Origin of the sequence: uncultured Megamonas sp., from assembly GCF_958438645.1 — a bacterium.
In the GTDB taxonomy this organism is placed as follows: Bacteria; Bacillota; Negativicutes; order Selenomonadales; family Selenomonadaceae; genus Megamonas.
This window is the reverse complement of the sequence record NZ_CAUBSM010000012.1, coordinates 13899-26744: the sequence shown is the minus strand read 5'-3', so window position 1 is coordinate 26744 and position 12846 is coordinate 13899. Positions and strand designations below refer to the sequence as shown.

The following is a 12846-nucleotide window of genomic DNA, read 5'->3' as shown; positions in this document are numbered from 1 at the left end:
TATTATCCTCCTATTTATCTAATTGTGCATGGGCCTTTTGTACAACATTTTTTATTAAATTATCATCAATATTACTTTGATGCTGTTTATCCAAATCTAATAAAATAAGATATTCAATATTTCCTTCTGGCCCTTTTACTGGAGAATATGTCAATTCTCTAGGTACAAAACCTAATTGTGTACTTAAATCTACGATTTTTTTGATTACTTCTTCATGCACACTTGGTTCGCGAACGACTCCTTTTTTACCAACTTTTTCTTTTCCAGCTTCAAATTGCGGTTTAATCAATGCTACAATTTTTCCATCATCGCTAAGTAATGTTTTAGCTACAGGTAAAACTTTGTCCAATGAAATAAATGCTACATCAATTGAGGCAAAATTTATAGGTTCGCCTATATCTTCTGGAGTAACATAGCGAATATTTGTTCTTTCCATATTTACTACGCGTTCATCTGTACGCAAGGACCATGCTAATTGACCATATCCTACATCTATAGCAAAAACTTTTTTCGCCCCATTTTGCAAAGAACAATCTGTAAATCCGCCAGTAGATGCACCGATATCAGCTACAACTAAATCTGTTAAATCCAAATTAAATTCTTTAATTGCTTTGGCTAATTTTAATCCACCGCGACTTACATAACCTATACTATCTCCTAAAACACGAAGTACAGCATCTTCTTTTACCATGGTACCTGGTTTATCTATTTTTTGGCCATTAACCAATACCAATCCAGCCATTATAGTTGTTTTAGCACGTTCTCGACTAGATACTAAATTTTGTTCTGTCAACATCACATCTAAACGTTTTTTTGCCATTGAATTCACACCTATTTCTATTCTTTAAAATCTTTTATTACTTGTACTATATCTTCACTTGTTAACTTACATTCAGATAATAATTCACTGCGTGTACCTTGTTCTATAAATTCGTCTTGTATACCCATACGAATTACTGGTTTATAAATTTTATGTGCATTTAATAATTCTAAAATTGCACTGCCAAAACCGCCAGCTAAAATACCTTCTTCAATAGTTACGATATAATTTACTTTTTCAGCCATGGATAAAATCAAATCTTCATCAAGTGGTTTTATAAAGCGAGCATTAATAACATTGCAATTTATGTTTTCTAATGATAATTTTTCACTAGCGATCATGGCTTCTTTTACCATTGAACCAACAGCTATTATTGCTACGGTAGCATTTTCATTATCTTGTAAAATTTCACCTTTGCCTAAAGGTAAAATCTCTGTTTCTTCTTTAACTGGAACACCGCAGGCATTGCCTCGTGGGTAACGTATGCTACAAGGACAATTATAATTTACACTACTAAATACCATTTGACGAAGTTCGTTTTCATCTTTTGGTGCCATGACTATCATATTAGGCATTTGTCTCATATAAGCTATATCAAATACACCATGATGTGTTGGCCCATCTTCACCAACAAGTCCTGCTCTATCTAAACAAAATACTACTGGTAATTTTTGCAAACATATATCATGAATCATTTGATCATAAGCACGTTGTGCAAATGTTGAATACAATGCTACAAATGGTCGTTTACCGATGCAAGCTTGACCGCCAGCAAAAGTTACAGCATGTTCTTCTGCTATACCTACATCAAAAAATCTATTAGGATATATATTAGCAAATTTTTGTAGCCCTGTACCTGACGGCATAGCTGCTGTTATAGCGGTTATTTCTTTATTTTTGGCGGCTAAATCCACTAAAGCTTGACTAAAAACTGCTGTATACGTAGGCACAATACTATTTGAAGCAATCACTTCTCCTGTCAATACATCAAATTTACCAATACCATGGAATTTGGCTGGATTATTTTCTGCTGGCAAATAACCATGCCCCTTTTTTGTTTGTATATGAATAAGTACAGGCCCATCAATATTTGATTTCACTTTTTCAAATACATTGATTAAATCTGTTAAATTATGTCCATTAAGTGGACCGATATAGTTAAAACCTAAAGCTTCAAAAATACCACCAGGAACAATGGCATTTTTTACACCATCTTTTACATAATTAGCTGTTTTTAATACAGATTCACCTATTTTAGGTATATTGCCTAAAAATCGTTGAATATCCTTTTTAGCACGTTTATATTTCCCATCAATGCGAATAAGTGATAAATATTCAGACAATGCACCTACATTTTGTGAAATAGACATTTCATTATCATTTAAAATTACAATCAATTTACGCTTCGAAATGCCTGCATTATTCAATCCTTCAAAAGCTTCTCCACCAGTTAAAGCACCATCACCAATGATGGCAATTACATTATAATCTTCACCATTTAAATCACGTGCAACCGCCATTCCCAAAGCTGCTGAAATTGATGTACTAGCATGACCTACACCAAAAGCATCATATTCACTTTCAAAACGATTTGGAAAACCTGTTATTCCATTTTTTTTACGCAATGTAGAAAACTTTTCTAATCTACCTGTTAATATTTTATGTGCATAAGCTTGATGACCAACATCCCAAACAAATTTATCTCTAGGACAAGAAAATACTTTATGTAAGGCTAAAGTAAGTTCTACCGTTCCAAGACATGGAGCTAAATGTCCACCATTTTTAGCTACAGTTTTTATTATCACGTCTCTAATCTGTGTAGCTACAATTTCTAATTGAGTCTCGGTCAAATATTTTAGCTCTGCTGGAGAATGTATCTGCTCTAAAATATTCATATATAACACACTTTCTTTAGTTTATTTGTTTCTAGTAATCAAATAATCTACTAAAGCTCTTAAAAATTCTGCATTTTCACCAAAGCCTTCTAAAGCAACTTTTGCTTTATTTACAGCTTCTTGTGCCAAAGCTTTTGCACTTTCTAATGAACCTAAAGTTACATACGTAGATTTATGATTTTTTTCATCACTGCCTACAGGTTTACCTATAGTTTTTTCATCGCCAACGACATCTAACATATCATCAGTAATTTGGAAAGCCAATCCAAATTGACGGGCATACTCTGTCAAATTAGCTAATTGTACATCATTAGCACCAGCTAAAATAGCTCCAGAACGAATAGCAGCACAAAATAATGCACCTGTTTTAGCTGCATGCATTTGTTTTAAAGTCTGCATATCAATTTGTTTATTTTCTGATTGCATATCTATGACTTGTCCACCAACCATACCTTCAGCACCAGCAGCCTTACTCATTTCTGCGATAATTTTAACTTTTGTATCTGCATCTACATTTTTATCTGTAGCAATTATTTCAAAAGCCATAGTGAGAAGTGCATCACCAGCTAAAATAGCTAAAGCTTCACCGAAAACTTTATGATTAGTAAGCTTTCCTCGACGATAATCATCATTATCCATAGCAGGCAAATCATCATGTATCAATGAATACGTATGAATAAATTCTATTGAAGTAGCTAATCTTAAAAATTTTTCTCCATCAACACCTAAAGCATCAGCTGCCGCCATTATTAAAATAGGACGAAGTCTCTTTCCGCCAGCCATTAAACTATAATTCATAGCTTTAGCTAAATCCTTATTAAGTGCCATATTTTCTGTGTAAATTTCTGTTAATTGTTGATTTATCAAATCTATCTTTCTTTGCATATAAGCTTTCATCATTTAATAATCACCTTCTACATTCAGCTTTTTTTCAGTTATTTTATTATCTTTTATATCAACTTCTGTATATATAGCATCTTTTGCTTTATTTAGTTCATCTAAACAAAAATTCGATAATTTCATACCTTCATTATATTTATCTATTAATTCATTTAACGGAATATCTCCTGCTTCCAATTGATTAACAATTTCTTCAAGAGTTTCCATAGCATTTTCAAATGTTATTTTTTTTCTAGCCATGAGAAAACCTCATTTTTCCTGTATTTCTATAATTTTAGCTTGAATTTTACCATCATTAATCTCTATATTTAATGGCTTATTAATATCTATATCATGTATACTTTTTACATATTTATCTTCTTGTTTTGTAATACTAAAACCTCTTTGTAACACGTTTAAAGGATTTAATACTTTCATTTTTTCTATAAGAAGTTCTATCTGATGTTCTTTATCTATATATTTATCTTTTACAATTTTATTTAATCGTTCAATCAATAAATCTAATTCTTGTTGTCTATTTTGTAACAATCGTTCTTTATCACTAAAAATACTATGCTTTAATAATAATTTAAATTTATTTTGTTTAATCAAAAAAAGATTATACGCTTTATTTCTACAATCTCTCTTTAGACTTTCAATATAGTTCACTAATGCATCTTTTTCTACTACAGCCAATTCTGCAGCTTGAGAAGGTGTTGCCGCTCTTACATCGCTTACAAAATCTGACAATGTATAATCCGTCTCATGCCCTACTGCTGAAATAATTGGTATTTTCGATGCAAAAATTTCTCTTACTACAATTTCTTCATTAAATGCCCATAAATCTTCAAGTGAACCACCACCACGCCCGATGATGATAACATCTACAGGACATTTTTCATTAAAAAACTTAATGCCTTGTACAATTTCTTTACTAGCATTTTCACCTTGTACTAATACTGAATACAATAAAATTTTTACTAATGGATTTCTTCTTCTAGCTACATGGCAAATATCTTTAATAACTGCCCCTGTTCTTGACGTTACAACACCTATTCTTTTTGGATAAAAAGGCAATTCTTTTTTATGATTTTTATCGAATAAACCTTCACCATTTAATTTATTCTTTAGTTGTTCAAACGCTAGTGCAAGCTCACCGATACCTTCTGGAGATAATTTTTGCACATATAATTGATATAATCCATCTTTTTCATAAATCGATATATATCCATTTGCTATGACTTTCATTCCATTTTGAGGAGCAAAACGAAATTTCATAGCATTAAAACGAAATGCCACACATTTTATACTAGCTGAATTATCTTTTAAAGTGAAATAACAATGTCCCGAAGAATGTACCTTAAAGTTAGATATTTCTCCTTTTAACATAATGTTTTGTAAAATAACATCATCTTCAAATTGTTGCTTTAAATATTTATTTAATTGACTTACTGTATAAATTTTTTCTGCCATTATATCCTCATATAAATAAAAATGCCAGGCTGTAACTAGCCTGGCAAATAAACATTGTTATTTAATCATTGAGCCCAAAATACCATTAACAAAACGGGCAGAATCATCTGTACCGAATTTTTTGGCTAATTCGACAGCTTCATTGATTGCTATATTAGGCACCAGTTTATCTGAACTGAATTTCATTTCAAATATAGCTAGACGAACGATATTTCTATCAATACCTGACATACGCTCGATTTTCCAGTCTTTAGACTTTTCCGCTATCATTTTATCAATAGACTCTAAATTTTCTCTAGTACCATTAACTAATATTCTTACAAAATCACAATCAGCTCCATGAAGTTTTTTATGTGATAATGCATTTTCAATAGCACTATCTACTTCACATTCATTAAAATCTAATTGAAATAATGACTGTAATGCGATTTCTCTCGCTTGTCTGCGACTCATATAAAAAACTAGCTCCTTTTACCAACGACGTGAATAGGGTGGTAAGATTTTTTGAATTTTATATAAGATATTATCAGAAAAATCATCATCTTTATCTATTAAATTACCCACATAAAAGCCTATTCCCATACAAATTATTACAAACAATGTAGTAAATAAACCAAATATAAGTATAGATAATGAAATTACAAATCCTAAGATAATACCAATAGTCCTACCACAATGCTCATGTAATTGATATTTGATAAAATTTAAAATATCTTCTTTCATTGTGCACCTCAGCTAAAACCTCATACAACACGCTTTTTATTGTTAGTAGAATTATTTGATATACTTTCTACATTAATATCAATTTTAGCTTCTTCAATACCTATATATTCTTTTAAATATATATCAAGTTGTTTTTTTATTTCATCACTAATTGATACAATGTTATTTTCTTCGCCAACAATTAATTTTAGCTTAAAGTTTGGTATTAAAGTTTTATCTTTGGTTGGTGCCTTAGTCATTTTTAATCTTACTTTAACATCACGGACTCCTGTAATAGAACGGGCAATCTTATCAGCCATATCTTTTAGTGCCATTAAGGAAATATGAACTTCTCCCATTTTTCCTTGCACAATTACAGCCTCATTTGTTGATACATCATTACTATGTGTAGATAAACTCTGTATTAATAAATATAGACTACAAATAAAAATGACTATTGCAACCACCACAGTTTCCATACGGCTACACAAATACAAAAACTCATTCCAAATCTGAGCATCTGGAATAAATCTAGCAAATAAAACTATAGTCAATATAGAAACTGCACCAAATGCCAAAGCGTAAAAGAACAGGATGATACGATTTATAACGCTCATACTACTCCTCTTTCTTATACTTAGCGAACGCGTGCTTCTTCTGTTTTTGCATCTTCAGGAAAACCTACACCCTGAACATGAACATTAACTTCTACAGTATTAAGACCTGTCATATTTTCAATAGCAGATTTTACTGTTTCTTGTACATTTAAAGCTATATCTGGAATACGCACACCATATTTAACAATGATATAAAGATCAATAGCTGCTTCTTTTTCGCCAACCTCAACTTTTACACCTTTAGAAAAGTTTTTGCGGCCTAAAATTTCAGCAATACCACCAGCGATACCACCGCTCATTCCTGCTACACCATCAACTTCAGTAGCAGCAAGACCTGCAATAATACTTACTACTTCATCCGCAATGCGAATAGTACCTAATGCATTGTTAATACCTTTTTTTTCGTCCATGTTAAATCCTCCTTTGAAACTAAAGCAGTCTATATTGTTTTAGTTTTTTTATTAAGTTAATTATAACAAAAAATTTATAAATATACAACTAATGGAAATTACTCTCTTTTCATTATAAATCATCTATAAATTTACTATTTATGCTTAATTTTCATGAAGAATTACCTTAATTTAATTTTTAATTTTTCTTTATTATTCTTAGAAAAATTATTACAAAAAGCCTTAGAGAAAAATCTCTAAGGCTTTTCTATTAATTATTTAATTTTAATCTAAAAATTAAATTGTATGAACACGGATTGTGCTTGTATTACCTTCACCGAATTTCATACCAGAAGTGATGATTGTTTTGTCACCCTGTTTTACGATACCCTGACGAACTGCTGCAGCTGTTGCTGTTGCGATCATTTCATCAACATCATCCCAAGCTTTACCTTCAACAGGAACAACGCCCCAACGAAGATTTAAGTGACGAGCTACACGATCATTTGGAGTATATGCAATGATTGTAGCCTGTGGACGATATTTAGATACAACTTTAGAAGTGTAACCGCTTTCAGTTGGAGTAATAATAGCTTCTGCACTAAGTTCATAAGCCATTTGTACTGTAGCATGAGCAATAACATCAGTTGTAGAAACATTGTGATGAGTGAAACCTTTGGATACGAAGATTTCTTTGTATTCAAGAGCTTGTTCTACACGTTTAGCGATAACGTTCATTGTAGAAACAGCTTCTAATGGATAATCACCATTAGCGGATTCACCAGAAAGCATGATTGCATCTGCACCATCAAAGATAGCGTTAGCAACGTCAGAAGCTTCTGCACGAGTTGGACGTGGGTTAGAAGTCATAGTTTCAAGCATCTGAGTAGCTACGATAACTGGTTTACCAAGTTTGTTACATTTTCTGATGATATCTTTCTGAATAAGTGGAACTTCTTCAGCTGGCATTTCAACACCGAGGTCACCACGAGCAACCATGATAGCATCGGAAGCAGCGATGATAGCATCAATATTTTTAACAGCTTCAACACATTCGATTTTAGAAATGATTTCCATGTGTCCACCATGTTCTTTAATAAGAGCACGGATTGCTTCAACGTCTTCAGCACGTTGAATGAAGGAAGCTGCTACGAAATCCATATCATGTTCAATACCGAAAATGATATCGTTTCTATCCTGTTCAGAAATAGCAGGAAGACCGAGGGATACACCAGGAGCTGCAGCACGTTTACGAGTGCTCATAGGACCATCATTTAAAATAGTACAAATGATGTCTTTGCCTACGATTTCATCAACATGAAGACCTACAAGACCATCAGAAAGTAATAAGATATTACCTGGTTTAACTTCTGTGTAAAGTTTTTTATGATTGATGGAAACATGAGTTTCATCACCTGGAATGTCATCATTAGTTAAAGTGAATTTATTACCTTTTTTAAGGTATACTTTACCTTCAGCAAAATCGCCAAGACGCATTTCAGGTCCTTTTGTATCAAGCATTAAAGATACAGTTTTACCAAGTTTTTTAGCAGTTTCTTTTACTTGATTAATGCGAGCTTCATGTTCTGCATAGTCACCATGAGAGAAATTGAAACGAGCAACATTCATACCATTTTCAATAACTTTTTCTAAAAGGCCATCGCCTTTATCATAGTTAGGACCCATTGTGCAAACGATTTTTGTTTTCTTTAACATTTTTAAAATCCCCACCTAAATAATAAAATTTTATTTACTCATTGCTTCTTGAACAGCTACTGCTACGGCTACGCTAGCACCTACCATAGGGTTATTACCCATACCGATAAGTCCCATCATTTCAACGTGAGCAGGAACGGAAGAAGAACCAGCAAACTGAGCATCAGAATGCATACGACCCATAGTATCAGTCATACCATAAGATGCAGGACCTGCTGCCATGTTATCTGGATGAAGTGTTCTACCAGTACCGCCACCAGAAGCAACAGAGAAATATTTTTTACCCTTTTCGATACATTCTTTTTTGTAACAACCAGCTACTGGATGTTGAAAACGGGTAGGATTAGTAGAGTTACCAGTGATAGAGATGTCAACATCTTCTTTATGCATGATAGCAACACCTTCTTGAACGCTATCTGCACCGTAACATTTAATAGCTGCACGTTCACCATTAGAATATGCAGTTTCATTAACTACTTTGATTTCACCAGTTGCATAATCATATTGAGTCTGAACATATGTGAAACCATTGATACGGGAAATAATTTGAGCTGCATCTTTACCAAGACCATTTAAAATAACTTTTAAAGGAGTAGTTCTTACTTTATTTGCAGTTCTAGCGATACCAATAGCACCTTCAGCTGCAGCAAAAGATTCATGACCAGCAAGGAAAGCAAAGCATTTTGCATCTTCACTTAAAAGCATAGATGCAAGATTACCATGACCTAAACCAACTTTTCTGTTTTCTGCAACAGAACCAGGAATACAGAAAGATTGTAAACCTTCACCAATAATTTTTGCAGCGTCTACAGCTTTTGTAGCACCTTTTTTAATAGCCATAGCTGCACCTACAGTGTAAGCCCAGCAAGCATTTTCAAAGCAAATTGGCTGAATACCTTTAACGATAGCAGCTACATCTATGCCTTTATCATCACAGATTTTTTTTGCTTCTTCTAAAGAAGAGATGCCATAGCTGTCTAAAGCTTTGTTAATTTTGTCAATACGACGTTCGTAACTTTCAAACAATGCCATTTAATTTCATTCCTTCCTATTTTCTGTATTATTCTTTACGAGGATCTACGTATCTTGCAGCTTCAGCAAAACGACCATAAGTACCTTTTGCTTTTTCTAAAGCTTCTTGTGCAGGAATACCTTTTTTAGTAATCATTTCCATCATTTTGCCGAGATGAACGAATTCATAACCAATGATACGGTCTTCTGCATCAAGAGCAATTCTTGTTACATAACCTTCAGCAAGTTCAAGATAACGAGAACCTTTTGCAAGTGTACCATACATAGTACCAACCTGACTTCTTAAACCTTTACCAAGGTCTTCAAGGCCAGCACCGATAGGAAGACCACCTTCGGAGAATGCAGTCTGAGTTCTACCGTATACGATCTGGAGGAATAATTCTCTCATAGCAGTATTAATAGCATCACAAACGAGGTCTGTGTTTAATGCTTCAAGAATAGTTTTACCAGGAAGAATTTCAGAAGCCATAGCTGCGGAATGAGTCATACCGGAGCAACCAATAGTTTCTACTAAAGCTTCTTGGATAACGCCATCTTTAACATTAAGAGTTAATTTACATGCACCTTGTTGAGGAGCACACCAGCCAACACCATGAGTTAAACCGCTGATATCTTTAATTTCTTTAGCCTGTACCCATTTGCCTTCTTCAGGAATTGGAGCTGGGCCATGTTTTTCAATGCCTTTTGCCACACATGTCATATTAGACACTTCTTGTGAATAGATCATCTTTGTTTCCTCTCCTTAATATATACATTTTATACACGATATACATTATATCATTATATTATATCATTATTCAAGTTTATGATATCAAAACTTAAAATAATAATTGCTTTTCTAAAATTAATAATACAATTTTATATTAAAATCGAAATTCATCAATAAAATTAATATTAGTCAATTAAAGCTTTACCAGTCATTTCTGCTGGAATTTCAAGACCTGCTAATTTTAATAAAGTTGGAGCGATATCACATAAAGCACCATCTTTAACTTCTTTAACTTTATCAGAAACTACGATAAATGGTACTGGATTTGTAGTATGAGCTGTAAATGCTTCTTTTGTTTCTTCATCTAACATTTTTTCAGCATTACCATGGTCAGCAGTGATACATACGCTACCACCAACTTGTTTTATAGCGTCTACAAAACGACCAACACAAGTATCTACAGTTTCAACTGCTTTTACAGCTGCCTCCATAACACCTGTATGACCAACCATATCACCATTAGCATAGTTTAAGATGATAAAATCATATTTTTTAGATAAAATAGCTTCAACTACTTTGTCTGTTACTTCAATAGCACTCATTTCTGGTTGTAAATCATAAGTAGCAACTTTTGGAGAAGGTACTAATATACGATCTTCACCTTCATAAGGCTGTTCAACCCCACCATTAAAGAAGAAAGTTACATGTGCATATTTTTCTGTTTCTGCAATACGAAGTTGAGTATAACCGAGTTTACTTACATATTCACCTAAAGTATTTGTTAAAGATTCAGGTTTATAAGCAATTTCTACGTTCATACCTTTTTCATACTGAGTCATTGTTGCAAATGGAACTTTTAAATCTTCATTGCGAGCAAAACCATCAAAAGTAGTATCTACAAAAGCATGAGTAAGTTCACGTGCTCTATCAGGACGGAAATTGAAGAAAATTGCTCCATCATTACTTGTCATACCAGTATAATTACCGATTACAGCTGGAACAACAAATTCATCTGTAGTATCTTCTTCGTAAGAATTTTTAATTGCAAGTTCGCTAGAAGCTTGTTTTACACCTTCGCCTAAAGCGATAGCATTATAAGCTTTCTGTACACGATCCCAACGTTTATCACGGTCCATAGCATAATAACGACCAGAAATTGTAGCTATTTTACCAACACCAATTTCTTTTAATTTAGCTTCAAGTTCAGCTAAATAATCAGCAGCACTAGATGGTGGTACATCACGTCCATCAAGAAAAGCATGTACGAAAACGTTTTCAACGCCTTCTTGTTTTGCTAACTGTAAAAGTGCATAAAGATGACTGTTATGACTATGAACTCCACCATCGGATAATAATCCCATTAAATGAAGAGCACCATTATTTTTCTTAACAGCATTGATAATATCTAAAAATACAGGATTTTTAAAGAATGCACCTTCACGAATAGCTTTTGTAATACGTGTTAATTCTTGATAAACGATACGACCAGCACCAATATTTGTATGACCAACTTCAGAGTTACCCATTTGTCCATCAGGAAGACCTACAGCTTCACCAGAACAAGCAAGTTGGGCATGTGGATATTTTGCTGTTAATCCATCAATAACAGGTGTTTTACCTACGTTAACAGCATTAGTTGTGCTTTTAGGATCGCCAACTCCCCAACCATCCATAATAATTAAAGCAACAGGAGCGTTAAGTTTTGACATTATTACACTACCTCAATCTATTAATTTTAAAATAGCATAGCACACATCAATCACAATCATTTTATAAATTACTATGATGTGTGCTTCCTGTATTACAGGCAATCCCCATGTGCTACACGGTTTATTGTTTATTAATAATAAAAATTATTTAAAATTAACAATAGCACTGAAATCAGCAGCTTTCAAGGAAGCACCACCAACTAAAGCACCATCAACGTTTGGTTTCTGCATTAAACCATCAATAGTAGCAGGTTTTACGCTTCCGCCGTATTGAATACGTACAGCATCAGCAGTAGCTTCATCAAACATAGCTTTTACAGTCTCACGAATATAAGCACAAACTTCTTCAGCTTGTTCGAATGTAGCAGTTTTACCAGTACCGATAGCCCAGATTGGTTCATAAGCGATTACAAGACCAGCAACTTGCTGAGCAGTTAAACCTTCAAGAGCAGCTTTAATCTGAGCACCAACAAAATCATTAGTTGTGCCAGCTTCACGAGTTTCTAAAGTTTCACCGCAGCAGATAATTGGAATAATACCAGCAGCAAGAGCAGCTTTAGCACGTTTATTTACATATTCATCAGTTTCACCAAACATTTCACGACGTTCGGAATGACCGATTACAACGTATTCAACGCCAAGTTCTGTAAGCATTTCAGCAGAAATTTCACCAGTGAAAGCACCGCTTTTTTCCCAATGAACATTCTGAGCACCAACATGAATATTAGTACCTTTTGCAGCTTCACAAACAGCAGCAAGAGCTGTAAATGTTGGGCATACAACGATATCTACAGTATTGTTATCTTTTACAAGTGGAGCAAGTTCTTTTACAAGAGCAGTGCCTGCAGCCACAGTATTATTCATTTTCCAGTTTCCAGCAATAATAGGTTTACGCATTATTAATC

At 33.5% G+C, this 12846-nt stretch carries 14 protein-coding genes; all 14 read right to left on the bottom strand.

Going from position 1 to position 12846, the window contains the following annotated elements; translation table 11 throughout:
- Positions 1–10: 10 nt before the first annotated feature.
- Positions 11–820: a TlyA family RNA methyltransferase gene (locus tag Q5I67_RS08545; RefSeq protein WP_302487041.1), complete on the bottom strand. Its 810-nt coding sequence runs from the start codon at positions 818–820 to the stop codon at positions 11–13.
- 17 nt (positions 821–837) lie between these two features.
- Positions 838–2715, bottom strand: coding sequence for a 1-deoxy-D-xylulose-5-phosphate synthase (dxs, locus tag Q5I67_RS08540; protein WP_302487040.1), 1878 nt, complete (start codon positions 2713–2715; stop codon positions 838–840).
- A 21-nt stretch (positions 2716–2736) separates the two neighbouring features.
- Complete coding sequence (locus Q5I67_RS08535) at positions 2737–3615, bottom strand: polyprenyl synthetase family protein (RefSeq protein ID WP_302487039.1); 879 nt, start codon at positions 3613–3615, stop codon at positions 2737–2739.
- Entirely contained in the window at positions 3616–3855 is a 240-nt protein-coding gene (gene xseB / locus Q5I67_RS08530; RefSeq protein WP_296898066.1) for an exodeoxyribonuclease VII small subunit, read from the bottom strand.
- 9 nt (positions 3856–3864) lie between these two features.
- Entirely contained in the window at positions 3865–5067 is a 1203-nt protein-coding gene (xseA, locus tag Q5I67_RS08525) for an exodeoxyribonuclease VII large subunit (RefSeq protein ID WP_302487038.1), read from the bottom strand.
- Between the two features lie 57 nt (positions 5068–5124).
- Positions 5125–5520 carry a transcription antitermination factor NusB gene (gene nusB, locus Q5I67_RS08520; protein WP_296898125.1) on the bottom strand — a complete coding sequence of 132 codons (396 nt, stop codon included), beginning with the start codon at positions 5518–5520 and terminating at the stop codon, positions 5125–5127.
- An 18-nt stretch (positions 5521–5538) separates the two neighbouring features.
- Complete coding sequence (locus Q5I67_RS08515) at positions 5539–5790, bottom strand: DUF2273 domain-containing protein (RefSeq protein ID WP_296898127.1); 252 nt, start codon at positions 5788–5790, stop codon at positions 5539–5541.
- Positions 5791–5810: 20 nt separating this feature from the next.
- A complete protein-coding gene (gene amaP, locus Q5I67_RS08510) occupies positions 5811–6386 on the bottom strand; it encodes an alkaline shock response membrane anchor protein AmaP (RefSeq protein ID WP_302487037.1) in 576 nt (191 codons plus the stop codon).
- Between the two features lie 20 nt (positions 6387–6406).
- Positions 6407–6796 (bottom strand): Asp23/Gls24 family envelope stress response protein, encoded by a 390-nt coding sequence (locus Q5I67_RS08505; protein WP_296898130.1) that lies wholly within the window; start codon positions 6794–6796, stop codon positions 6407–6409.
- Between the two features lie 276 nt (positions 6797–7072).
- Entirely contained in the window at positions 7073–8491 is a 1419-nt protein-coding gene (gene pyk, locus Q5I67_RS08500; protein ID WP_296898133.1) for a pyruvate kinase, read from the bottom strand.
- Positions 8492–8521: 30 nt separating this feature from the next.
- Positions 8522–9523: a GGGtGRT protein gene (locus tag Q5I67_RS08495; protein WP_302487036.1), complete on the bottom strand. Its 1002-nt coding sequence runs from the start codon at positions 9521–9523 to the stop codon at positions 8522–8524.
- Positions 9524–9551: 28 nt separating this feature from the next.
- A complete protein-coding gene (locus tag Q5I67_RS08490; RefSeq protein WP_027889577.1) occupies positions 9552–10250 on the bottom strand; it encodes an iron-sulfur cluster assembly scaffold protein in 699 nt (232 codons plus the stop codon).
- 167 nt (positions 10251–10417) lie between these two features.
- The gene (gpmI, locus tag Q5I67_RS08485) at positions 10418–11941 is read right to left on the bottom strand and encodes a 2,3-bisphosphoglycerate-independent phosphoglycerate mutase (RefSeq protein ID WP_296897334.1); all 1524 of its coding nucleotides are present in this window, start codon (positions 11939–11941) and stop codon (positions 10418–10420) included.
- 144 nt (positions 11942–12085) lie between these two features.
- On the bottom strand, positions 12086–12838 hold the full coding sequence (gene tpiA / locus Q5I67_RS08480) for a triose-phosphate isomerase (protein WP_302487035.1): 753 nt from the start codon (positions 12836–12838) through the stop codon (positions 12086–12088).
- Positions 12839–12846 lie beyond the last annotated feature (8 nt).